This is a genomic window from Bacillus sp. FSL H8-0534 (assembly GCF_038005885.1).
GTDB lineage: Bacteria > Bacillota > Bacilli > Bacillales > Bacillaceae_G > Bacillus_A > Bacillus_A pseudomycoides.
Genome location: NZ_JBBOUC010000001.1, coordinates 2,120,032 through 2,145,278 on the forward strand (window position 1 = coordinate 2,120,032; position 25,247 = coordinate 2,145,278).

The window sequence follows — 25,247 nt, forward strand, 5'->3', positions numbered from 1 at the left end:
AAGAAATGAGCTTTTTCGTTTTTTTGGGTGACTCGATTTCTTAGCTTGATAGACATGTGGTGCTATCCTATAACGGTCTCAGTTGAGCGGGTTTTGTTTTAAATACGACTGTTTCGAATTCTTTTCTATATATCTTAGTTGGTAACTTAAGACGTGATAAATAATATCCTTGCTTATCTTGAATAGACTTAAAGTTCTTGTAAACGAAAATATCCTAAGTCACGAATATATAGTTCATTCTTTTGTGCCATACCTGTTCGAGCCGCACCATACGCCTGATCACTTCGTTTTCCTGGTTCAATTTTCACATCAGAAAATTCTCCACTCAACAAGTCATACTCTAGTTGAATTTTTACACCAGCTTTATGACTACATCCTCCGGCACCAGGATAAGTAGCTGCGAATCGATCTGGAACTTGAAAGGTTGTAGAATCAAGAATGCGAATACGCTCAAAGTAAGCAGAAAGAGAATGAGAAATCCTAGATAACCCTCCAATTTTAGCTTGTAGAAGTGTAGTAAATACATTTCGAAAGAAGGCTACAGAAGCCGCGTTAAATCGTCGATTAAGTCCCTCAGGACTTAATAAAATTGCTGTTGAAGTTTCTAATTGACTACAAAGTTGAGTAAGAGAGGTAGTAGCGATTTGCTGATTTAACCATACACACAAAGATAAAAAATGGTGCCCATGGCACTTACGTTTTCGTTTCATTCCGCCTGCTTCTATAGCTAATTGATTAAGTGTAGCGGGAGACATATAGCGATATAACTCTTCGGCAAATAAAGACAACTCTTGTTTTTGATGCATATTCATAAAAAGCACGTCACCCCTTCTCATTAACATAAGAGAATAGTAACGTGCTTTTAACTTCAAGAATAGTCTAAATCCTTAAGTTGATGGATGTGTGGCAGCATCCCTTAAATAAATTCGAAGAACTCTATTCTAAAAAATACATCTATATTTTACTGGTGATGATAAGTTAATTAAAGTTGATGGATAGCCAAACTCCATTGAAGCATCTATAAATTCTTCTAAATGTTGCACCGATTCAGTGACTATTTTCACCAAATAACTATATTGTCCAGCTAATCTGTGGCACTCAAAGACCATAGGATTTTCTTTGCAAAAATTTCTGAATTGTTGACATTTTTTTGATTCAAACAAAACAAAAGCCGTTACATTCTTATTTAATTTCTCTGGGTTTATAACTGCACTATAGGCTGTAATAATATTTTTATCCTCTAATTTTTTTACTCTTTCTTTTACAGCTGGTGTTGATAAGTTCACCATTTTTCCTAGTTCAGTCATAGATATACGTCCATCTTCTTGAAGAATATGTAAAATCTTTCGGTCAATATGGTCTATTCTAAACATCCCCTTTTTATTTAAAGCAAAACGCTTATAATGAATAAATTTTTTAAGTCTTTTGGATGAAATAGCTAATAATTTGTATTTAAACAAAATTATATTATATTTATAATTTTATGTATATAATGAAAAAAATGTTATTGGAGGAATAAAAATGGGACTTGAGATGAGGAAATGTTGTGAGAAATGTAATAATAAGATTGAAGAGCAATCTTTGGCTTTTATTTGCACACATGAATGTACATTTTGTGAGGAGTGTACAAAATTAATGAATTATGTATGTCCTAATTGTCAAGGAGAACTTGTTAAAAGACCTAGACCCCTATCTAGTAGTGTCTGCTCTCTTAACATATAACAATACTACTTATTAGGTTCGTAACGAAATAGGTTCAAAAGATAAAAGGGGGCGATATTATGATTATTAGAATGAAGAAAGATATGGAGAACATATATATAAATTATAGCATAAAGGAGTTTTTATATTGAACCAAGCTTTGCTTATTATTGATGTCCAACAAGAATTAGTTGATGGTAATAACGAAACTAAAAATGTGCTTAATAAAGAAGCATTGTTAGATAATGTTAATTTGGTTATTAATAAAGCACTAGAATCACATGCTTTGATTATCTTTGTGAGGGATAAAGATGTTGCTGATGGCAAAGGTCCAGGTTTTCAAATACACCAAACAGTAAAAGTACCAACCAATGCAAAAATATTTGATAAAGTAGCTACAAATGCGTTTTATGGTACACTATTAATGGATTTTTTAAAGGAAAACGAGATCGAACATCTTGTTATCATGGGATGTAAAACAGAACACTGTATTGACACAGCGGTTAGAACTGCAACGGTGAATCATTTTGATGTTACTTTAGTTGGGGATGGTCATTCAACGACAGATTCTTCAATCCTATCTGCTGAAAAGATAATAAGTCATCATAATGAAATACTTCATGGTCATTACAATGTTGACAATTTTTCTGTTGTTCGGACCAGCCAAGAGGATTTGTTTCAACCAATTCATAACAATTACCGATAAATCACTATTTACCCTGTTAAATTGAGAACCTTAAAAAAATTATTGATCTATAGCAATCAGGCGTGATTGTGGAATAACCCAAACCATATTTAAACGAATGTGTGTTATTATATTTTTAATATGGAATTATATCACACCAGAAACTAAAAAAGTTTATTTTAACCCCGTTCTAAAATTGGAACGGGGTTATGCGTATTTAAGAAATTAAAATAAAATACATTTATTTTAATTTTACATTTAATGGTGTATTTCTTAGATAGAAATTTCGTTTTGGGGAACAACCAATTTCTTAAGTTGATGGGAATGTGATGCTATCCCATCGCTATCAAGCTTAGGAAAGCAAATCCCCCCCAAACGAGAAAATTGACATCTCTAGTTGAAAATGTACATTTTTTTTGTTTTGAGGCATTATAAAATTCTAAAAAAGATCATTTCAATATACTATGAAATGACCTTTTATTCACCTTAACTATTTGCTAAATATTTCTCTAAATTTTAGTTTACGAGGATCTACGTTATTTTCTATCTGTAATTTTGAGTCGAATCCTTTTGCAATCCTTTTCCAATCTATCATTTTGAAATTCTGATTTACTATTTTCCCATGATCCATATTCTCTCCATCCTGTGCTAGAAAAATGCCATTTGGATATTTTTCTCCTAATCCAAAACTCATTACATCAATACCGTCTGTATCACTCGTTCCATCAGCATTTTTACCATCAACAATAGCAAAATTACCAATATACTCATTGTTGCCTTTACGGTCATACACTGCATAACTATTATTCCCCTGACTAGAAGCAATTAAATACCCTGTCCCATTTTTTCCATAATATATCGTCAAACCCTCAATATCTGCTGTTAAATGGTTTCCATCCGCACCATCTACTTTTGCAATCGGTTGGTTTCCTCCGTCTGGTTCCGCATTGAATTTCCAAATTGCCACATCTTCTTCACCGATATATATTGTTCCATACTCATCATCTGCTACAATTCCTTCTGATTGAGAACTTAGCTTTAATTCACGTACTTTCTTTCCTTCTATTTTTCCTTTTCCATTGTCAAATAACTCATATTGTTCAAAAGTTCCATCCTTCCCTACAACTAATGCGTAAAAAACACCCGTTTTTTGACTATGATAGAGACTAAACCCATATACTTCTTTCATGCTAGATTGAATGGGAGATCCCGTAATATTTTCTAATTCTCCTGTTTTAGGGTTTATCGCAAAAATATCGATTGTATTTGTAGAACGATTTGAAGCTGCCGCAATATCAATTTTTTTACCTCCAATTGGAAATCCATATCGTACATCAACATTATTTAGTTTCCCAAAGTTATACGAATGTAGTTGTTTTCCTTTTAAATTGTAGACAGCTATCCCCCCCTCTTTATTCGTTCCAATAATTTTACTTTTTTCAGAATCATGAGGATGAACCCAAATTGCTGGATCATCAGCTGCATCACCCGCATTAGCAACTGCATCTGTTTCCTCTTTTGCTTCCACTTTTACAAGTTTTGAATGTTTTTGTTTCTCTTGTACACTTGGATTTGAAAATTCCCCCACCAAATTCGGTGTAGAATTTACTGTTAAAAATAATACACTCGTCATTAAAGCAACTGTTGATATTTCCTTTAACATTTGTAGTTCCCCCTTGAAAAAAATAATTTTCTTTATCCTGTTAACTAGAACAGATACACTTTTCTTGTATTATTTTATCTATTAATTTTTAATTATTTATGTATTTATTGTAAATTTTCAGATAAATTATTTACAGGATCTATCGTAAGCAGAACGTTACGTGTATTGTGAAAATTATCCATCCAAAATAAAGTTGCACTATCCATAAAAAGTGTGGTTCTGGTGCAAAAACTCTAAAACTTTTGCAAGTAATCTCCTAAACTTGGACAGATTGATTTACGGGATCAGTCTGTCCAAAACCAGAAAGAATTCATCCATCGATTGTTTGGGCTTACAGCATAAAATAGAATTCCGCTAGAAATATATGAGCTATATTCTCTTTTATTTTATCTTTGCACCAGAACCCTTGCGACCAAGTAAAAAAGCGCCCTGTAAACAGGGCGCTTCACTTTTACCTAATGACTAATATTAGCACTTGGGTATAATGTTGTTCCTCCAATTGAAACTTTCATTTCATTTGTTAATGGAACATTTTGTTCATTGATAATTGTTCTCCACCATTCCCATGCAAGACCTGTACATTCTCTTGCTACGACTTTTACATTTTTTGAATTCGGCGGAAGTGGTATGACTGTATTGAAATGAGCAGTTCTGTCTCTGCCGTTTCCTTCCCAAGTTTTATGGGTTAGTACTTCTTTTCCATTTTGATCATATGAGACTTCATCCCAAGATACATCAAATTGAGCAACATATCCACCAGTATGATCAAGCGTCATTTTAGCACTAGAATATTCTGTAGTTGTAGTCTCAATATAATCTGTATTGTTATGAACAGCAGCAGTTGCGTTATCTTTTAAGAAAGTGCTTGTATATGAAATTGGGTATGCTGGATTTTTAGAACTTAATTCCGCATTATCTTTAATGATATTTCGGATTTCATTAAAATCTTTTGTAACAACCTTGTTATGCTCTTTTGCATCTCCGCCTAATACTACAGCGGTAAAGGTACTGTCTTCAAAAATATCTTTGTACTGTCCACTCGCTTCAACACCTTGACCCTTAATTAAGGCTTTAAAAGCAGTTTGTACATCTTTGCTCTTAGATGATGTTTCTAATTTCACATAAACTGTTCTACCATAAGCTACATTTGACACCATAACAGGCGGAGCCGCATTACTTACCCCTTTACGAGTTAACTCATCAAAAGTAACACTATTATCAAAAAGATCTGATGGATTGTTAGGTAGTTCTGCACTTACGGTATAAAAGATTTGCTTATATGCCGCAACCATCACTTTTTTCTCTCCATCTGCAATCGCTTTAAAATCAATGTTCAGTGCATTGTCAAGATATTTAGCGTTAACATTAAGAGCACTTGCTATTTGAGATTTACTATACACCATAGATTCTGTATACTGCATTCTTGCAGGTAACGTATGTGTTTTTGAATACTTTTCATTCCAAGTAGATACTAATTCATCTACTGCTCCAGACACATTACCATATGTAGGATTTTGGACAGTAATTGTATTGTCTTTTCTCATGCCAGGTAAGTCTATACTAATATTCAAAGGTTTTCTCTTAGCTACTAACAAACTAGGTTGATTATCCGCAAAAGCTTTATTTGCAAGTTGTACTGCTCCTGGATATGTACGATTAGCCACAGAATCAATAATCGAAATATCGACTGGTGAAGTTGTAAGTGATTTTTTCTCACGTTCAACTACTACAAATTTACCATTTGAATTTGTACTTTCTTTCGGAACAAAACTCTCTACTTTATCACCATTTACTGCTAAAACCTCTTGATTATTATACTTAAGATTTGCTATGCCAGTATCAATGTTAATAGCTTTTTTTGTTGCATCAGCTGCATTACTTGTTTTTGTTTCAGCGAAGGAAATAGAAGAATAATTAATAGTGCATAAGCCAATTGATAAACATGCTAGTAATTTTATTCCCTTAGTATTTTTCTTGATTTTCAAAAAAATCAACTCCTTCCTTTTTTTCGTATTAAGGTATGATAATTATTTATAAATAATTGCTAAATAGTGAACTTACATAAATGCTTTTAAAAGTTCTTGAACGAATGGAAGTGCTCCACCTACAAATTTTAAAATTGTCATTGCGATTGTCATATTATTTCCTCCTCTTTTGTTGTTTCTAAGATGTGATTTATCTTTATGCTTTCATTATAGTAAGCGCTTACATTTTTATCAATACATTCTTATATGCAATATTGCATACCTGAGTAAGGTCAATGAAATATCACATTTTCGCATTAAGACATGTATTGGGAATTAATTGTTCCCTAAAACAAAAAAATGAACTGAATTCTCATAGACAACTATGGTGAGGTGAAATTTTTGTTTTGCGGTACTCCCAAAAGTATAAATGCTAGTTTTAAAATCATCTTATAATTACCTCTGTCTATTATATTTTTTCTATGTATGTATTTCTTATACCTTTATTATTACATTGAAATAATAGCGTATTTTTTCATTTTAGGGGGTATTTTGTTTTGTTAGCTTGATGGCGATGGGGCGGCACCCCAATATGCTTGGATTAAAATCATTGCAAACAGCTAAAAAAGTGATTGCTGGAATAGAAGTTATGCATATGATCAAAAAAGGACAAACTCCCCAAGGTGAGAAGTCTGTCCAAAAATAGATATATCTTATCCATGATCTCTTTGGTTTAACAACTTAAAATTCAATTCCGCTAGGATCTTTCGTTCTTTTTTCATATCCCACTATTTTTGCACCAGAACCAACAATAGTGAATTAGAATAATGACTTAATACTTGCTAGGACAGTAAGTATACCTATAATAATGACAAATACATTGCTCATTTTCCCTCTGTATTTAGCTAGTACTGGTACTTTACGGATCGCATACATTGGTAATAGACATAAGATAGCAGCAACTAACGGACCGCTAAGGGCATCAATGATTCCAAGAATACTTGGATTTGCATAAGCGACATACCAGCATGTTAATACGACAAAAGTAAGGATCATTGTCTTAACTGTTTTTTCTCCTATATCTTTTCCGCGTGTTTTACTGGACTTGATAATCATGTCACGCATTACCTCATATGCTCCTATATAATGGCCAAGGAAGGACTTTGTTATAGCCATAAAAGCAATGATAGGAGCTGCAATAGTGATTATAGGCGAATTAAGCTCATTAGCAAGATATGATAGGATTGACAAGTTCTCTTTTTTTGCCATTATAAGATCATTTGGAGTCAAACTCAAGGTACTGCTCCAAACAAAGAACATAACAACAACGAATGTCATGATATAACAAACTTTTTGTATTTGAGCACATTTGGCATCAGTAGCTTCTATTCCATAGGTAGCTCTCTGTTTCATAACAAATGACGAAATCATAGGAGAATGATTAAACGAGAATACTATGATTGGTAGTATCATCAATATCGTTCCAAAATATCCTGTTCCTGTTGAAGCAGTAGAAACACTTGAAAAACTAAGCATTGACGTATTCCACTTTGGAATCAAAGATATTGCGATAAAAAGTAGAGAAGCTATGAAAGGGTATACTAGCATACTCATTATCTTTACAGTGATATCTTGACCAAAATTTAGTATAGCTATAAGACCGAGTACTAATACAAGTGATAAAATGGCCCTTGGAGGCTCCTGCATGTGCAATTGATGCACGATAAAACTACTTGCAGTATTTGTAAGTGCAACCGAATACATCAGCACGATAGTATAAATTGAGACGAAATATACTATGTTAAAAATTATACTTGCCTTATTTCCGAAATACTCTCTTATTGTACCTGTAATCCCCTCATCAGCAGAATTGGAAGCGTATATCATTTTAGCAAGCGCCCTATGTGAGTAATACATAACAGGATATGCAAGTATGGTAATTAACAGTAATGATAATAAACCACCTGAACCTGCATTAATAGGTAAAAAGAGTACTCCTGCTCCAATTGCTGTTCCAAAAAGGCTCAATGCCCAGGTAGTATCCTGTTTATGCCACTTTTTAGGGTCTGGATATTTCTCATTTTTTACTGCAGTATTTTCAGCTTGAAATTCTATTGTTTTTGCAGTATTCCCATTCATATAATAATTCCTCCTTGTATCCTATTCTTACGTCTCTTTTTAAAGCTTAGGAATATAGACCATTCTTGAAAAGCGAATTGCTTACAAGATGCTCCACATCGTGTGTCCTTCTTCTAAGTTGATCAAAATCGAAAAATTCGCTAGTCATCAACCCGATGAATTTGTTAGCGTTTACAAAGCATTTTAATTATATAGTAGTATATTTTAATTGTATAGTAGTATATTTCAATGACAATGGCTCTTAATATACAGACATCCTTAGGAGAACAATAGAGAACAGAATTGTTAACTATTTCACAATATTTCAAATAACCGTTTATTTATTTAATTGTTTCTCTCCAAAAATTTTACTTTTAATGGAAATACCTGTAGGTGTGGCCGCAATTCCGCCTAAACCTGTCTCTCTTAATTCGCGAGGCATCTGTCTTCCAACTCTATACATCGCTTCAATAACTTCGTCAGCATTGATGATATTGTTTACGCCGGCTAATGCGATGTCCGCTGCTGCTAAAGCATTTGCCGTTCCAATGGCGTTTCTCTTTACACAAGGAATTTCTACCAAACCAGCGACCGGATCACAAACTAAACCGAGTAAATTTTGTAATGCGGTTGAGAAAGCTTCAGAAGATTGCTGTGGCGTTCCTCCAGCAGCTTCTACCGCTGCAGCCGCCGCCATTGCTGAGGCACTGCCTACTTCAGCTTGACATCCTCCGTACGCTCCGGAAATACAAGCGTTATTTGCGACTATCATTCCAAATAAAGATGAAGTGAATAGAAAATGGACCATATCTTCATGACCTAACTGAAACGTATCTTTAATACTAAATAGGACTCCCGGGATTGTCCCACTCGCACCTGCTGTTGGAGTCGCACAAATAGCCCCTAATGAAGCATTTACTTCATTAACACCGATAGCACTTTGAATCCCTAACACCATCAAATCTCCAGAAAGAGTTTTTCCGTTTTCTCGATATTTTTTTATTTTAACAGCATCGCCTCCGGTTAAACCAGTCGGAGAAAATACCCCGTCGCCCTCGATACTTTTATTTATGGCATTTTCCATAGTCGCTAAATTTTTTTCCATTTTACTCCAAACTTCTTCATAAGAAGTTTTAGTTTGTTCGATTTCCTGTTCGATTGCTAATTCATAAATTGGCTTTTGCCTTTTATTAGCTGCATCCACAATTTCTTTTATGGTCATATACATATTTTTTCACCCCTTAATGTAACTAAAGAATAATGATATTAGCTAGACCGCTTAAACTTCCCAATTCCTTCTGAGCATCACCAGGCAATAGCGAATCCAAAGCGAATGCATATAAATATTTTCCGCTTTCTTCTAAACTATGAAAGTCGTTAATTTCCACATCATATTGTTTAAAGATCCTGCGTAAGACAAATTCAAAGTCAGCTCTTTCGGAAATCGCAATAATAACTGGCAATGGGCCCTGAAGATCTAAGCTAAATCCGTCAATTTCAACATGTTTGACTTCAATTAATCCGCCGCCGACCGAAATACCCACCGTTCTAATACTTCGATTTTCATCTTCTAAATATACATCTGCCGTATTTGGATGACCAGCAGGACTATCACCTGCTTTTTCAATAAAGGTAATGTCCATGCCTTTAGATTCTGCTATTTTAATAGCATCTGGCACTTTGCTGTCATCGGTAGCAAATCCTAATATTCCAGCAATAATTGCAAAATCAGTTCCGTGTCCTTTATGGGTTTCAGCAAATGATTCATAATACCTTACCACGACTTTTTTTGGAAGACCTTGAAATAATTTATTAGCAACTGCTCCAATAGCTAAAGCACCTGCAGTATGTGAGCTTGAAGGACCTATCATGACCGGCCCAATCACATCAAAACAACTTTTGTATTTAACAACCTTTTTTTCTTTAATAGATGCTACATTCATGTTCATATAAGCACCCCCATAATTTATTATTTTTAATTGCAGTTGAATCTAAGTTATTAGAATGACCAATTCAAAATAAGATCTGGCTGATAACGCTTCCATTTTCATGTTGAATAAATTTCCCTTCTGATCACACACCTTTCTTAGAGTAATCGTATCAGTATGTCCAATTTTAGAAGATTACTTGCAAGGTCTTTAGAATTTTGCACCAGAATCAGGTTTGATATTTTCTCCAGAGGTAATAGATTATCTCTCGACGCCCTCATTATAACTTGTATATTTATGAGTTTAATATTTTTTTATTTTTAGAAAGATTGAATAAACAGAATTTTGAATGGGTAATAAATTACACTTGGCATGTAGCAATTGTGTCCATTGTTTGAAGCTGTATTAGTTAGTAAAAAAATAAAAATAACACAGAGTTCCTTTGATTAACACATTGATTATATTGGGAACTCATTATAAAGATACTTATATTTTCCTTTGTTGAAACATCTTATTTTAAACGTGAAAGCTGTTGTAATAAATGATTAGTGTAGATGGAAAGGAATAAATTAAGGAAATATAAAATCCTTTCGGGTATTTATTATTAATTTTGCATTTATATACATTTCTCAGAAAAAAGGAACTTCTTTTCAAGGTGCCGCCACATGCCCATCAACTTAAGAAATCCAACTACCCCCAAGTGTAAAAAATGTTATTCTTTCTAAATGTAGTACTTTGAGAAAAAACGATAAATCCTTTACAAAGAATATTCCCTACTTTCTAAACCAAGAGTAGGGAATTATGGCGTTTTAATAGACTTAGGAAGATAAATACGGTTCTGACTACAGATAAGGCTCCTTCCTTAATTTGCGCATTTAAAAAATTACAGAGAATAGACTTTTACAAAAATACCTTTCATCGTACAACAAAATATCTCAGTAACCTCATTGAGTAAGATCATCGATACGTGAAGCGCCGTTTCGCTCGTTCCTTAGGATTTCAAAGTCTTCGTCATGCCTCACGTACGATAAAAGGGATAGAAACGCTTCATGCCATATACAAACAAAGACGAAGTCTTCAATCAGACTCCGTCTTTTCGACGTATAACGAATTACAGAATTTATTATCGGTTTCATAAAATTTGACCACAATCTTCCCATGTCTCTATGTGTAAAAAAACTTTGCAACAGACCCGTATTTTCTATTATTTATATGTTATGCAAAAGTTACGGGTGGGGGGATTTATCAAGCCGCAACTATTAGGTATAATTCTAAGTAAATTGCATATAATGTTATTGAAATCTAGGGAAAGTTGCATAAAAAAGACATCTTCAACTGGGGAAAATGTCTTTTTTGCTGTTCCTTATTAGGCCTCGCCATATCATTTCGAGAATTTCGCACATTTGGACACAATTTAATCCTCTGTTTTTACATCAATATGCTTATTACGCATTATAAAGTAAATTGGAAGGCCTAAAGCCGTTAGTCCTATTCCACATAAGGCTAGTAATGTTTGTGTAAATAACGTATTAAAGACTATAAATAAGCCACCTAATAAAGCTATCGTCGGTACAATCGGGTATAAGGGTACCCTGTAAGGACGTGCAAGTTCTGGCTCTCTTTTACGTAAAATGAATAAAGCTAAAAATGTCATTGTATAGAATATCCATATAACAAATACTAACATATCTGTTAACGTATTAAACCCTCCTATAAGCATCATGATTATTGAAACCAACAAGACAAATATTCCAGAATTATAAGGAACTCTGCTCTTATTAGATAATGTAGCAAACCATTTACTAAAAGGTAGTTTATTTTCTAATGCCATAGCATAAGGAATTCTCATACCTGTCATAATATATCCATTAATTGTACCAAATACAGATATTAAAATACCTATACTAACTAGTTTTCCACCCATTGTACCAAAAAGAATTTTTGCAACCTCAGATGCAGGTGTATCAGTTCCTGCAAGTGCTGTTGCAGACATAACCATTAGGAATGCAATATTAATTAATAAATAAACGACCGTAACAATTGATAATCCTAGTATTATTGCTTTAGGTAGATCTTTTTTGGGATTTTTCATTTCGCCAGCTATATTCCCTACGTGTATCCATCCATCATAGGCAAACATGGTTGCAAGTAAGCCAGAACCTAGAGCAGATATAAAAGATTTATCTGGTCCTGCCTCAATTGGGTACAATTGAAAAGTTACATCACCTTTGTGTAGCAAACCAAAAATAATAATAAGAGCTAAAGGAAGTAATTTACCTATAGTGGAAGCGGTTTGGATCCCTCCAGCAGCTTTAGCACCTAAAAAGTTCATAAGAGTTACAAAGGTTGCGGTTATAACAGCAATTCCTACAATCATCATTTTATTTTCATTAGCATTTAATCCAAACAGGTTAACAGTTTGGGTTCCGAAAATAATAGCAAGTGCTGCAATATTTGCTGGAAAGTAAATGACGGTTTGAGCCCAACCTAGTAAAAATGCTGTTAAATTTCCGTAAGTACGTTTTAAATAAGCCATCATACCACCTGTTTCTGGAATAGCAGCCGATAATTCAGCCCCTGTTAATCCTGCACAAACAGTTAATATTCCGCCAATAACCCATGCGAGCAACCCTAAACTGGCTGTACCAGTGATACCATATAATGCAGTTGGTTTAAAAAAAACACCAGCCCCTATTACGGTACCAATAACTGTAGTCAAAGCAGCAAAGAAACCAATTTCTTTTTTTAGTTGTTGTTGTGACATAACAATCACTCCTGTTTTATAAAAATAAACAAAATCTCTAATGAATCGCAGCACTTGGTGTTCTCATATTTAGATATTATCCCTAGTTTTTCACATAATATTTTTAAGCTTAAACTTGAATATCTAATTAAATATATATTTGCCTAGAATTAGGAATAGAAAATGAGTACTAATGACCAAACATATTTGTGAAATGATTCACAAATATGTTTGGTCATGCTTCTAGTAGAGAAGTCTTCCTAACACAATTAATACTCAACGCACAGATTTTTAATTTGTATTACATAATGATAAGTTGCTTTAAATTCAGAAGAGATGTTATTCGTGACAAAGTCTAGCACAGACTAAAATGCTATACAATAATAATTTTCAAGATAGAATTTTATTACCGAGCAAATAAATACATTTTGTGAATGATTTCACAAATTGATTGACTTAGGGTTTTGAATCTTGCTATCTTGTAGGGGCAAAACAGCGAGATAAATGAAAAATAGCATGTATACACATAATAAGTTTGGTGTACTTGTCATTTTTTATTTAAATTGTTAGATATATTAATTTTAAAAGGAAGTGTGAGTATGAAAATCGGAGTAGTAAAAGAAATAAAAAAAGGTGAATCTCGTGTGGGAATGACTCCCGAAAATGCTCAAAAGTTAGTTGCAGAGGGACATCAAGTTTTGGTACAAAAAGATGCTGGATTAGGATCTGGTTATACTAATGATGAATATACAAATGCAGGTGCAAGCATAGTAACTCAAAAAGAAGCTTGGGACGTCGATATGGTAGTAAAAGTGAAAGAACCACTATCTGCAGAATATCACTACTTTAAAAAAGATCTCATTGTATGGGGATTTTTACATCTAGCAGCTTCTAAAGAGTGTGTTGAAGCAATGAGACAAGCAGGAACTACTGCAATTGCTGGAGAGACAATTAGTGAAGATGGTGTTTTGACTCTGTTAAAGCCCATGAGTGCGATTGCTGGCCGCCGTGCAGTCTTTATGGGAGCTTATTATCTAGAAAAACAACATCAAGGAGAAGGGATTTTATTATCAGGAATTGAGGGTATCCCTGCTGGAAATGTTGTCATTTTAGGTGGAGGAAATGCATCTATTAATGCATGTGATATGGCAATTGGAATTGGTTGCCATGTGACTATTCTAGAATTAAACAAAACCCAAATTGCTTATTTAAAAGAAAGATATGTGAATGATTCTGTAGAGGTTATTGAATCCAATACTGAAAACTTAGAAAAGCATATAAAAGAGGCAGACTTATTTATTTCAACTATCTTAATACCAGGAGCGAAACCACCGAAAATTGTAAAAGAATATATGGTTCAATCAATGAAACCTGGCAGTGTTATTGTTGATATTGCAATTGACCAAGGTGGAACAGTTGAAACAGTTGATCACTATACAACACATGATAACCCTATATTTATTAAGCATGATGTAATCCATTATGCTGTACCAAATATGCCTGGTGCCACCCCACGTACTTCGACCATGGCTTTAGCAAATGGAAATATTGAATATTTATTATTAATTGCTAAAGAGGGATTAGAAAATGCAATAAATACTAAACCGGCTTTAGCATCTGGTATAAACATTTATAAAGGTTTTATTACCTATGAGAATTTAGGAAAGACGTTAGAGTTAGATTATAAACCACTGAAAGAAGTGTTACTATGATTAACAAAAATTTACCACTTAACATTGGTGATATAAAAAAAGCTCAACAAATTCTTTCTGGAAATGCACGTAAGACCCCCCTTGTTAAATCATTTTATTTGACGAGTAAAACGGGTGGAGAAATTCATTTGAAGTTAGAAAATATGCAATTAACTGGATCATTTAAGTTTCGTGGTGCATTTAATAAAATTTCAAATTTAACAGATGAAGAAAAAGCACATGGTGTGATTGCTTGTTCAGCTGGGAATCATGCACAAGGTGTTGCATTATCTTCTCATTTACTTGGAATCAAAAGTAAAATTGTTATGCCAATTTCTGCACCACAAGCCAAAGTTGATGCTACCAGAGGATATGGTTCTGAAGTTATTTTACATGGGGATACCTTTGATGATGCTAAGGCTAAATGTGAAGAGATTATACAGGAAACAGGAGAAACATATTTACATCCATACGATGATGTAGAGGTAATGGCTGGCCAAGGAACAATTGGTTTAGATATTCTTGATGATATGTGGGATGTTGATACTGTAATTGTGCCTATTGGTGGTGGAGGTATTATTTCAGGAATTGCAGTTGCACTTAAATCATTTAATCCATCAATTAATATTATTGGTGTTCAAGCTGATAATGTCCATGGAATGAAAGCTTCTTATGATGTTGGAAAAATTGTATCCCATTATGAAGCACCAACAATAGCTGATGGATGTGCTGTTAAAATACCGGGAGACTTAACCTTTGAAATTGTTAAAGAATTAGTGGATGATATTGTAACGGTATCAGAAGAGGAATTAGAAGTAGCCATGAAAGACTTACTACAACGTGGAAAAGCTGTTGTAGAAGGAGCTGGAGCATTAGCTACAGCTGCTCTTCTTGCAGGAAAAGTTGATCAATATACAAAAGGTAAAAAAGTAGTAGCGGTTATTTCAGGTGGAAATGTGGACTTAAAACGCATTTCCAGTGTATGTGAGCATTTCTTTGTTGCGAATGAAGTAAAATAACTCTTTGAATATCTTATAAAATAAATTAATTTTACCAAAGAAGAGCTAGGAGAAGACATCTTAGCTCTTCTTTGGTAAAAGGGGACATATATCGTGGCCAACCTGTTTAAAAAGAAATCTGTTATGCAATTGTTAGAAGAAAGTAAAAGTAAAACTTTGTCAAAAAATTTAGGGGCATTTGACTTAACAATGCTAGGAATTGGCGCAATAATTGGTACAGGCGTTCTTGTATTAACTGGATTAGTAGCAGCAAGAGATGCTGGTCCAGCAGTTATTTTTTCATTTATGATTGCCGCAATTGTTTGCGGATTTGCAGCATTATGTTATGCAGAAGTTGCTTCTACACTTCCTGTTTCAGGTAGTGTGTACACATACTCTTATGCTACAATTGGGGAGTTTGTAGCCCATTTAATGGGATGGACCTTACTATCGGTATACGTTGTAACAACAGCAGCAGTAGCTGGTGGATGGACAGGTTATTTCCATAACTTGATAAGTGGATTTGGATTAGAAATTCCAAAAGAACTGTTAACGATTCCATCACAAGGTGGTATCGTTAACTTACCAGCAGTAGTCATTACGTTAGTACTAACATGGCTATTATCACGTGGTACGAAAGAAAGTAAACGTGTGAATAACGCAATGGTATTAATCAAAATTGCTATTGTTATCTTATTCATTGCGGTTGGTGTATTCTACGTAAAACCAGAAAACTGGGTACCATTTGCACCGTATGGTTTAAGTGGAGTCTTTGCCGGAGGAGCAGCAGTATTCTTTGCTTTCTTAGGTTTCGATGCATTAGCAACTTCAGCAGAAGAAGTGAAAAATCCACAACGTGACCTTCCAATTGGTATCATTGCTTCGTTAGTTATTTGTACAATCATTTATGTTGTGGTTTGTCTTGTTATGACTGGTATGGTTTCTTATAAAGAGTTAGATGTACCAGAAGCAATGGCTTATGTATTAGAAGTTGTAGGACAAGATAAAGTAGCTGGTGTAATTGCTATTGGAGCTGTAATTGGTATTATGGCTGTAATTTTTGCTTATATTTACGCAACAACACGTGTATTCTTTGCAATGAGTCGTGACGGTTTATTGCCAGAATCTTTTGCGAAAATTAACAAGAAGACAGAAGCACCAACATTTTCAACTTGGTTAACAGGGATTGGTAGTGCTTTAATTGCTGGATTTATCGATTTAAAAGAATTGTCGAATTTAGCGAATATTGGAGCGTTATTAACATTTGCGATGGTTGGTGTATCAGTTATCATCCTTCGTAAAACACATCCGAAATTACAGCGTGGATTTATGGTACCACTTGTACCAATTTTGCCGATCATTTCAATTGTTTGCTGTTTATTCTTAATGCTAAATTTACCGTTAACAACATGGGTGTACTTTGGTGTTTGGTTAGCAATTGGAGTAGTTGTATACTTTGTTTATTCGAAAAAACATAGTCACCTAACAAAAGAAGAAAGCTCATAGTTATTGTAATACAGATGAAATGATTCTATACTTATCATTTCATCTGTATTTAGAAAGTTTTATATGAAATAAAAATATGAACAATTGCAAAGACTTTAATTTCAAGGTTATATATTTCTTTTTCATATAAAAAACTAATATTCTTGAATTCGACATACTTCTTTATAAAAGATACATGATGTAAGTGATATACTTAATACTGTAGTAAATGAATTGTGTCCAAGTACAATAATAATTACTACATTTCACATAGGGGTAGTACCACATGACCATCAAGCTAAGATCTTGGGGTACCCCCTAAACGAAATTTTTACTTTTCTACATTTTGTTATCTTATTGTAAGCGTTGATAACATAAGATTCGTTATCAGAAGTAAAACCTATACATTTAAAATCTTAGACATATAATAACTATCAACTAAATCTCCATCAACAACACAAGAACCTCTTTTTATGCCCTCAATCTCATAACCTAATTTCTCATATAAAGAAATGGCTGATGTATTATTTACTCTTACAGTCAACTCTAATCTGATTACACCAAAAGTCTTTGCCCAATTTTCAAGTTCTTTAAATAACTTAGTTCCAATTCCTTTTCCACTATTTTCATGAGTTACACCAACAACAATATAAACACTATGCCTAATTCTTTTAGGTTGACCACCAATTGCCATCAAGTATCCTACTAATTCATCTTCAATCTCAGCAACAAAAATAGCTGAATTAGAAGATTGAGACATTCTTTTGATAGCACTTTTTTGTTGTTCAATTGTAGTAGTTCTCTCCCCTTCCTTAAATAACATAAATTCCGTTTCTTCATCAATCTTTCTACATAATTCTAAAAAAGGTTCTGCATCTGTTTCCTCGATTAACCGAATCATAACTCATAAACCTCGCTTTAATTAATATGTTGCAACAATAAATAATTCGACAAATATATTAAAAAATCATCTTATTTAAACTATGAATAACCTATATATATAAAGTTTACATAGGACATCATTATCTGTAGCAAAAATGTTAATGCCGTAATTACATAAAGAAAAAGAATCCCTTATGATTTCTGGGATTCTTTTTCTTGTTTAAAGTTTGCTCACACGAATGATCTGCACATCAATTCATTCTTGATATACAGATCATTCGTATGATATTTATATATATAATTGCAATTGCGGAATAATGAACTTACATTACTGCTTTTAAAAGCTCTCCTACTAACGGGATGATTCCGCCTAAAAATTTTAAAACTGCCATTGCGATTGCCATATTATTCCCTCCTCTTTTTTTGTATAGTAAGATAATGAACTTACATTACTGCTTTTAAAAGCTCTCCTACTAATGGGATGATTCCACCTAAAAATTTTAGAACTGCCATTGCGATTGCCATATTATTTCCTCCTCTTATTTTGTATAGTAAGATGTTGTAAATCTTTATACCTTTATTATAGTAAGCGCTTACATATATATCAATACATTTTAATATGCAATATTACATAAGCTAGTTTTATTGCTATAAAGGGTCACTATACATGCCCATCAAGCTAATATTTTAAAGTATCCTCAAAACGAAAATTTTATCTCTTTATAGTTATGGAATTCAGTTCGTTTTTCTCGTTTTGGGGAACAAAAAATTTCTTAACTTGATGGCAATGTGACGGGATCCCTTATTACAGAAATGAGGAAAAGGAGACAAGTTCTCGTATTTATCATGGCTTCGACAACCTTCAGGTGTTGTTTCTGTTAAAAATTTTCACAAGATTATGGATCGAATAGAGTTTATCCAAAAATTAAATCTGTACCGTCAATATTTTCATGTAAATAAGTGGTCCCTTGGCTTGTCTGAGGGATTTTTTTTGGGTGTAACTTGTTTTCTTAAGTTGATAGGCGTGTATGGTGCCTCCTAATAGAAGAAACTTATCCAAAGTGGAAAAATAGAGAAATAACAGGTGTCAAATTTATGGAGCTACTTCAACTGAAGAAAAATACTTTTTATAAAATAATGAAGGAATATGAAGAAGCAAAATAACAACTAATCTATAAAAAATAAGAGCCGAATTTTTCTTAGAGTAGAAAATTCGGCTCTTATTATGGGGCGGTACCCTATTTACTGACCTAAATTTTGAATCTTATCTTTTAATTTTTGAACTTGTTGAATTGTCTGCATAAGCTCCGAGTTTTTGAATTGATCTACATCCATTTTCCCTTCTTCTACCTTCTTCATAGTTGTATCAATTAATTCATTTAACTTTTCATTATATCCAACAATTTGCTGATGAATATCCTTTGCTACATCAGGAGGTGTCAATTCATTAAAAGCTGGAATATCCTTTTGAATTTCTCTCAGTCTAGTTTCTAATTCTTTGCGGGCGGCACTATCGTTGATTGCTTTTCCTGCTAATCCCGGCGCTTCATTTGCAAACGTACTCACTTCATTAACATAATCTATTGCCTTTTGAGCATAGTCAATTGAATTCTTACCTTCTTTAATCATAGAACATCCTGTTAAACCAATTACCATCATAAGCAAGAATAACCAAGCTTTTTTTATCGTCATTTCTTTATCTCCCCTCAATTCGTACAAATCCACCTTAAAAAAGAAGATTTAAGCATTCGCTCTTCTTTAGAAATATAAGTTTAGTCTTTATAGACTAAGCTTCTTTTAACACCTTAATACCTTTTACTATATTCCAAATGAAATAGTAAATACTCAAGATAAAAGCAATAGCAAAAGTTCCGATTAATAATGCAATTCCAATTGCATTTTCACTTAATGTACTAAATCCAACTACTCCAGATATAGCAAGACCAATGATGACTGTTACACAGGGAATTAGATGTGTCCATAATGCTTTTTTTGCATGATATTTCACTTCTTCTTCTGCTACAAAGTAAATAATAATTGGTACTAGAATTGGTGCAAAAAAGATACTAATGTAACTTAAAGAAGATAAGATATTATTTCCTTTCATGACTTTCACCTCTTAAAAATTATTATGATTTCTTATATTTTTATTATTACATTGAAATAGTATATGAACTATCTAATAACCTTACATCAAGATGACAGTTTTGTAAGATATTATAAGTGAAAATATAAAAAGAGCCCTTATATATATAGGACTCTTTTATGAAAATGAACCAATATGTTTTGAAAGTGAAAAAATAGGAAAATAGGTCAAATAATAAAAAGCTAGCAAAATGCTAGCTTTTTTTATTATTTCGAAGTAAGAGCAACTAAAACATCTACTGGATAATTAACTGCTTCTTTTGCTTGTAATTTATAATAAGGTTGTTTACCAAGCAATTTTAAAACTTGATTTGTAGGATCATTATTTTCCCAATTAGACATCCAACTTTGTAATCCTGCACCTGGAGCAACTGAATAGTTAGCTACTTGTTGATATAATGCAGTTCTATATTGATCATATGCATAATCAGGTTTTGGATTAAAATCAAATGTTTTCGTAACTGTCTCTTCTGAATTTAATGTAATACCATAACCGAAACTTGCAGTTAATGATTGATTTACTTTTGCAATACCTTCAAGACCTACTTCCATCCCAATTGTATAAGATAATCCCACAGTTACATTATGAGACATTCCGCTTGTAACGGATTTACTCCAATGATAACCTGAATTTTTATCTATTACATTTGAATCAATTAATTTCCAGCTCATTTTTTTCTTTAATTTAGTATCAGCTAAAGCTGGATTAGTTTTAGGAATTGCAATTGAGTACAATACTTCTCCTTTATTTGCTGTTTTACTATATGATTCTCCATCTTGAAGCCAAGTACCATCGGCTTTTAAAATTTTGTAATCCTTATATCTAATTACATTGTTAATAGTCACTGCATTTTCATTAGCCACTACATCTACATAAACATAATCAATTAAAGCACCATCTTCTGTAGATACATGCCACTCTTTAGGGAATTCTTCATAAGGACCTGTAGGAATATAAGGAAGCTGTGTACCATTTGCTGCAACTTGCTCTGCTGTCATAGGTGCTTTTGGCCCTTGTGAATCTACTACTATTGGTAGACTTCCTACTTTTGTAGAAGTATCAGTAGCTGCAGAAGAAAATCCTGGTGCTACAAATAAAGCTGAACTTAACACAAATGCTGCGGGAATTATTTTTTTCATACGTTTCATACTATCTCTCCTCTTCCTTCATTATTTCTACAAGATTACAAAAGATGAAATTATACTGTACATTGCTTATACTTTTACTGTGAAATAATATCACTTTTGCTATGTAGAAACTTAGAATGCTATTTTTATAAATATGATACCTTTGTGATTCTAGATGATTTCTACACCATGCTAAAAAACTGAGTATTTAGATAATTAACCAAACATGATGTTACAGACAATTTTTCTGCACTTTTATTAGTCTGATTTTCTCCTCTCTTAGTGGTCATACCAATTACACCTTTATTAAAACATTAAATTTTTAATGCGTAAATAATAGAATTTTGTCGATTATATTCAACTATTCAACTATTGCGTATTAGTGCGAGTAGAAATATTATACTTCTAAAATCACTGTTTAATTTCATTTAAGTAATTGCAATAGTTACAACTTAATATATCCGGTAAAAATATAACTATTTTAATTTTTTTAAAAAATTAAAATAGAATTTAAATGTTGTTAATATAATTTAATCACGTTTTGCATATCAGCTCCCTTTATTTGGATATGTAAAATTACATAAAAATATAGGTATATATTGTCTATGAAACCGTCTTAGCGTACGAAATTTTCGTTTTGTTGATGCTACCCCATCGCTATCAAGATAACAAAACAAAATTCCCCTAAAGTAAAAAAATACGCTATTCTTTTTGTAGAAATATACAAAAAGAATAGCGTATTTTTTTGCTTTAAGGCGTTATCTCATTCCTTAATTTAATAAATAGTACCTACCTGACAATAGATGCAACATCCTCAATCGCTTTCTTACCAGCTGGACTGATACCAGCCAATTGAAAGAATCCGTGGTTTACTCCGAGGTACCGACGGCATTGTACTTTCACGCCTGCTTCTAGTAAACGGCGATACAACATCTCACCTTCATCGACAAGAGGATCAAATTCTGCTGTTAAAATGTGAGTTTCCGGAAGATCGGTAAAATCTTCTCGATATAATGGACTAGCTTCTGGATGATTGGGAGGTAGATTAGATAAGTAGGCCTCAAAACCACTAAGCAGCATATCTCGGGTAATCACATAATCGTCTCCATATTTTTTATAACTGTTGCTTGAACCGTTCGCGTCCAGCATTGGATAAATAAGAATTTGTCGCTGCGGAAGCCACTTGCCTTCCACTTTAAGTCGAAGGCAAGTAACTAGAGTAAGATGTCCGCCTGCACTGTCACCTGCAAGAGTAATGTTGTCTGGATTTCCACCCCAAGCCGAAGCATACTCACGGACAATATATGTAGCTTTAACCGCATCGTCGTGTGCGGCTGGATAAACGTGTTCCGGTGCCAATCGGTAACCGACGGCAATAACGAGGGATTTGCTCAAGTTAGCTAACCGACGCATTTGACGATCATGAGTTTCGAAATCGCCGCTGACAAAACAGCCACCGTGATAATAAATCAGAATAGGAAGATTGAGTTGATTCGACGATTTGTATATACGAAGCGGTAAACCGTCAATTGTTTGATCAACAATATTCCATACAGGCACGGCTTCTCCGGCAAGATCAATTGTATTCAAATATCCTCGTCGACGTTCATGAAAGCTCTGCTGTCTTGCTGAAGGTCGACCAGCCTCTATGAATTGAGTGACCAAGGTCCGGATGCCAGGTTCCAAATCATTTAAGTTTATCATATGTGATGCCTCCTACTTTTTAGGTACATCTTCATTATTCTTGAGAGTTTAAAGTATGTCTAGTGAGTAGCCTCTGGTCTCTTACATATCTAGAATTTTTCCATACTTTTAGAGAGTCAAGTAGATTCCTTATTTAAAAAGCGAAAAATCTATGTTGCTACTGTTGTCTATGACAGTTCATTTTTTCGTTTTGGGGATACTTCAAAATACTAGCTTGATGGGCATGGGGTAGCACCAACAGAACGCGGATTCCGTACGCTAAGGCTGAATTACTTGATATAACAGTAAGCATCAAACTGTCCCCACCTACCAATAGAATCAGTTCCATGTCAAAATCTCCTTACGTACAAGACGGAAAAGAGATTTTGACATGGCTAAAATAGATCAATCAATAGCGTGGAAGAATCGAGTGGACGCTTGTCGTTCCAGTGGTTTAAGCATCCGAAGCTCGTAAGAAAAAGAAAGATGTTTATTTAAGTCTTAATGCGTTCGCTTTTACTGTTGGTTATGATTGGTAGGGACATTCTCCATTAATAATTCGTAGGAAAGAGATAAACATTAGAAAAACTGTCAATGAAAATTCATGTAAATCCTCTAAAAAAGTCTTACAATCAAAGCAGAGAGACTTTGGAACGGGAGGCACTAGCCATGAATCGAATTGAACGTGAAGAGAAAACAATTAGCATTATGATTGATATGTATTGTAAAAACGAACATGAACAAGATACTATATGTGAAGAATGTCAGAAGTTAAAAGAGTATGCTTATTTTCGTTTATCAAAATGTCCATTTCAAGAGAAGAAGCCAGCATGTCAAAATTGCAAAATTCATTGTTATAAACCAGATATGAAAGATTTCGTTAAGGATGTTATGAAGAAGAGCGGACCGAAAATGATTTTAAAACATCCATATTTCGCGGTCATGCATGTTGTTGACACAATGAAGAAGGCTCCTGACTTACCGAAAAGAAAAAAGAGCTAAAAGAAAGATGGTCAAAAACCAGTTCCGAAACTCATTACCAAAAACAAAGTCCCGTAACAAGCATTAAATATCGTTTATGGAACTTTCTTAACGTATGGTAAAACCAAGTTTTTGAACTTAGGAATTCCTTAGCGTACGAAATTCGCGAAATGTTGGCGAGACCCCATCGCTATCAAGCCAATAAAACAAAATACCCCCTAAAATGAAAAAATACGCTATTCTTTCTGTAGAATCATAGGAAAGGATGACGTTTTTTTCGTAAACTAAAAAGTTATTTTAATGTCTTTTTTACAAACAAAATAAAAATTAACAGACTAATAAACCCAGATACAGCACAAACCAAAAATAACATTTGATATCCCATGAGTTGTGAAACAAACCCTAGAATAATAGACCCTAAACCAATCCCTAAATCAAAAGCAGTAAAAAATGTAGCGTTCGCTACTCCCCTTTTCTCTGGTGGAGCTAATCGTATCATTGCTACTTGAAGAGCAGGTTGTGCTGATCCGAATCCAACTCCGTACAAAATAGCTGTAATTACTAGTCCAACAAATCCTTTGGTCATTATTAGGACGAATAGTGCGACTATCAGTGTAAAAAGCGCAGGAACAATAATGACTCCTTCTCCATGTTTATCAGATATCTTCCCTGCAAGTGGTCTAATTACTGTGAGCGTAACAGCATAAACTAAGAAAAAAGTACCAGCATTAACTTGAATATTTGACGCAAACAGTGGTAAAAATGTTGTAATGCCACCAAAAGTAAGGGATAGGAAAAATGTAACAATAGCGATTGGTAAAACAGTTTTTTCAAAAAATGATATTGGTTTTTTTGATGTATGTTGAACTGCTGGAATTTTTGTACCCAGCGAAAGTATGAATGCAATAAGTGCTAATGCTGTGCATAGAAGAAATAGATAATGAAATGAAAATGATTTTGCTAACCAAAGACCTAATATTGGTCCTATAGCCATACCTAAAGTCATTGCAAGTCCATACCATCCCATTCCTTCTCCGCGACGAGATTGTGGAATCACATCAGTCACAGCTGTTCCGATCGAAGTTGTAGCAATTGCCCAGCTGATTCCATGAAGGATACGTAATACCACTAAAAATATAACTCCTGTTACCCAATCATAAAAATACATTGTAATTGCAAAAAATAGTAGTCCGCTTATTATAAATACTCGTCGACCATATCGATCCATTAATCCTCCAACAATAGGACGTAAAATGACTGCTGATATTGTAAACACTCCTATAATAAATCCAACTTGAGATTCACTTCCACCTAATTGTTTAATAAAAATAGGTAGTGTTGGCATGAGTAAATAAAAACCACTAAATAGTAATAATGCTGTAATGGTCAGCATTATATAGTTTTTTGTCCATAAACGTTCCATTGTAATGTAATCCTGCTTTCTATCGTTTA

General features: G+C 33.6%; 19 protein-coding genes and 4 pseudogenes. 9 read left to right on the top strand and 14 right to left on the bottom strand.

Going from position 1 to position 25,247, the window contains the following annotated elements:
- Positions 1-70: 70 nt before the first annotated feature.
- Positions 71-812, bottom strand: a pseudogene (locus tag MHH71_RS10975) (IS4 family transposase); the annotation flags it as partial.
- Between the two features lie 129 nt (positions 813-941).
- Positions 942-1,364, bottom strand: coding sequence for an Lrp/AsnC family transcriptional regulator (locus MHH71_RS10980; RefSeq protein ID WP_033799788.1), 423 nt, complete (start codon positions 1,362-1,364; stop codon positions 942-944).
- Between the two features lie 157 nt (positions 1,365-1,521).
- On the opposite strand from MHH71_RS10980, the gene MHH71_RS10985 reads away from it, so the two are divergent.
- Together MHH71_RS10985 and MHH71_RS10990 are read left to right on the top strand one after the other, a co-directional pair.
- Complete coding sequence (locus tag MHH71_RS10985) at positions 1,522-1,722, top strand: DUF1272 domain-containing protein (protein WP_018766997.1); 201 nt, start codon at positions 1,522-1,524, stop codon at positions 1,720-1,722.
- A 127-nt stretch (positions 1,723-1,849) separates the two neighbouring features.
- Positions 1,850-2,407 carry an isochorismatase family protein gene (locus tag MHH71_RS10990; RefSeq protein WP_006097279.1) on the top strand — a complete coding sequence of 186 codons (558 nt, stop codon included), beginning with the start codon at positions 1,850-1,852 and terminating at the stop codon, positions 2,405-2,407.
- Between the two features lie 469 nt (positions 2,408-2,876).
- On the opposite strand, the gene MHH71_RS10995 is transcribed toward MHH71_RS10990, so the two are convergent.
- Positions 2,877-4,049, bottom strand: a complete 1,173-nt coding sequence (locus MHH71_RS10995; protein WP_006097278.1) for a phytase — start codon at positions 4,047-4,049, stop codon at positions 2,877-2,879.
- A 258-nt stretch (positions 4,050-4,307) separates the two neighbouring features.
- On the opposite strand from MHH71_RS10995, the pseudogene MHH71_RS11000 reads away from it, so the two are divergent.
- Positions 4,308-4,391 (top strand): annotated as a pseudogene (locus tag MHH71_RS11000) (IS6 family transposase); the annotation flags it as partial.
- Between the two features lie 113 nt (positions 4,392-4,504).
- On the opposite strand, the gene MHH71_RS11005 reads toward MHH71_RS11000, so the two are convergent.
- Positions 4,505-6,043, bottom strand: a complete 1,539-nt coding sequence (locus MHH71_RS11005; RefSeq protein ID WP_040119247.1) for a thiol-activated cytolysin family protein — start codon at positions 6,041-6,043, stop codon at positions 4,505-4,507.
- 559 nt (positions 6,044-6,602) lie between these two features.
- Between MHH71_RS11005 and MHH71_RS11010 the strand changes: the two are divergent.
- A pseudogene (locus MHH71_RS11010) lies at positions 6,603-6,719 on the top strand (IS6 family transposase); the annotation flags it as partial.
- Positions 6,720-6,832: 113 nt separating this feature from the next.
- Here MHH71_RS11010 and MHH71_RS11015 read toward each other — a convergent pair.
- From MHH71_RS11015 to sdaAB, 3 genes are all read right to left on the bottom strand, one after another.
- Positions 6,833-8,152, bottom strand: coding sequence for an amino acid permease (locus MHH71_RS11015; protein WP_003203867.1), 1,320 nt, complete (start codon positions 8,150-8,152; stop codon positions 6,833-6,835).
- A gap of 316 nt (positions 8,153-8,468) precedes the next feature.
- Positions 8,469-9,359 (bottom strand): L-serine ammonia-lyase, iron-sulfur-dependent, subunit alpha, encoded by an 891-nt coding sequence (gene sdaAA / locus MHH71_RS11020; RefSeq protein ID WP_033799491.1) that lies wholly within the window; start codon positions 9,357-9,359, stop codon positions 8,469-8,471.
- Between the two features lie 22 nt (positions 9,360-9,381).
- Entirely contained in the window at positions 9,382-10,080 is a 699-nt protein-coding gene (gene sdaAB, locus MHH71_RS11025; protein ID WP_006097457.1) for an L-serine ammonia-lyase, iron-sulfur-dependent subunit beta, read from the bottom strand.
- Positions 10,081-10,891: 811 nt separating this feature from the next.
- Here sdaAB and MHH71_RS11030 point away from each other — a divergent pair.
- Positions 10,892-11,197: pseudogene (locus MHH71_RS11030) on the top strand (DDE-type integrase/transposase/recombinase); the annotation flags it as partial.
- A gap of 276 nt (positions 11,198-11,473) precedes the next feature.
- On the opposite strand, the gene MHH71_RS11035 reads toward MHH71_RS11030, so the two are convergent.
- Complete coding sequence (locus tag MHH71_RS11035; RefSeq protein ID WP_018783600.1) at positions 11,474-12,823, bottom strand: APC family permease; 1,350 nt, start codon at positions 12,821-12,823, stop codon at positions 11,474-11,476.
- 578 nt (positions 12,824-13,401) lie between these two features.
- Here MHH71_RS11035 and ald point away from each other — a divergent pair.
- From ald to MHH71_RS11050, 3 genes are all read left to right on the top strand, one after another.
- The gene (ald, locus tag MHH71_RS11040; RefSeq protein ID WP_018767859.1) at positions 13,402-14,514 is read left to right on the top strand and encodes an alanine dehydrogenase; all 1,113 of its coding nucleotides are present in this window, start codon (positions 13,402-13,404) and stop codon (positions 14,512-14,514) included.
- A complete protein-coding gene (gene tdcB / locus MHH71_RS11045; RefSeq protein WP_018767858.1) occupies positions 14,511-15,512 on the top strand; it encodes a bifunctional threonine ammonia-lyase/L-serine ammonia-lyase TdcB in 1,002 nt (333 codons plus the stop codon). The genes ald and tdcB overlap by 4 nt, the downstream gene beginning before the upstream one ends.
- A 93-nt stretch (positions 15,513-15,605) precedes the next feature.
- The gene (locus MHH71_RS11050) at positions 15,606-16,997 is read left to right on the top strand and encodes an amino acid permease (RefSeq protein ID WP_040119246.1); all 1,392 of its coding nucleotides are present in this window, start codon (positions 15,606-15,608) and stop codon (positions 16,995-16,997) included.
- A gap of 379 nt (positions 16,998-17,376) precedes the next feature.
- Here MHH71_RS11050 and MHH71_RS11055 read toward each other — a convergent pair whose 3' ends face one another.
- From MHH71_RS11055 to MHH71_RS11075, 5 genes are all read right to left on the bottom strand, one after another.
- Complete coding sequence (locus MHH71_RS11055) at positions 17,377-17,877, bottom strand: GNAT family N-acetyltransferase (RefSeq protein ID WP_006096908.1); 501 nt, start codon at positions 17,875-17,877, stop codon at positions 17,377-17,379.
- A gap of 1,223 nt (positions 17,878-19,100) precedes the next feature.
- Positions 19,101-19,550: a DUF6376 family protein gene (locus MHH71_RS11060; RefSeq protein ID WP_033799414.1), complete on the bottom strand. Its 450-nt coding sequence runs from the start codon at positions 19,548-19,550 to the stop codon at positions 19,101-19,103.
- A gap of 94 nt (positions 19,551-19,644) precedes the next feature.
- Positions 19,645-19,965 (bottom strand): DUF4870 domain-containing protein, encoded by a 321-nt coding sequence (locus MHH71_RS11065; protein WP_006097190.1) that lies wholly within the window; start codon positions 19,963-19,965, stop codon positions 19,645-19,647.
- A gap of 245 nt (positions 19,966-20,210) precedes the next feature.
- Positions 20,211-21,152 carry a hypothetical protein gene (locus tag MHH71_RS11070; RefSeq protein WP_006097189.1) on the bottom strand — a complete coding sequence of 314 codons (942 nt, stop codon included), beginning with the start codon at positions 21,150-21,152 and terminating at the stop codon, positions 20,211-20,213.
- A 768-nt stretch (positions 21,153-21,920) separates the two neighbouring features.
- Complete coding sequence (locus tag MHH71_RS11075) at positions 21,921-22,835, bottom strand: alpha/beta hydrolase (protein WP_006097187.1); 915 nt, start codon at positions 22,833-22,835, stop codon at positions 21,921-21,923.
- 573 nt (positions 22,836-23,408) lie between these two features.
- Here MHH71_RS11075 and MHH71_RS11080 point away from each other — a divergent pair.
- A complete protein-coding gene (locus MHH71_RS11080; protein WP_006097186.1) occupies positions 23,409-23,816 on the top strand; it encodes a nitrous oxide-stimulated promoter family protein in 408 nt (135 codons plus the stop codon).
- 271 nt (positions 23,817-24,087) lie between these two features.
- Here MHH71_RS11080 and MHH71_RS11085 read toward each other — a convergent pair whose 3' ends face one another.
- Positions 24,088-25,218 (bottom strand): MFS transporter, encoded by a 1,131-nt coding sequence (locus MHH71_RS11085; RefSeq protein ID WP_040119243.1) that lies wholly within the window; start codon positions 25,216-25,218, stop codon positions 24,088-24,090.
- Positions 25,219-25,247 lie beyond the last annotated feature (29 nt).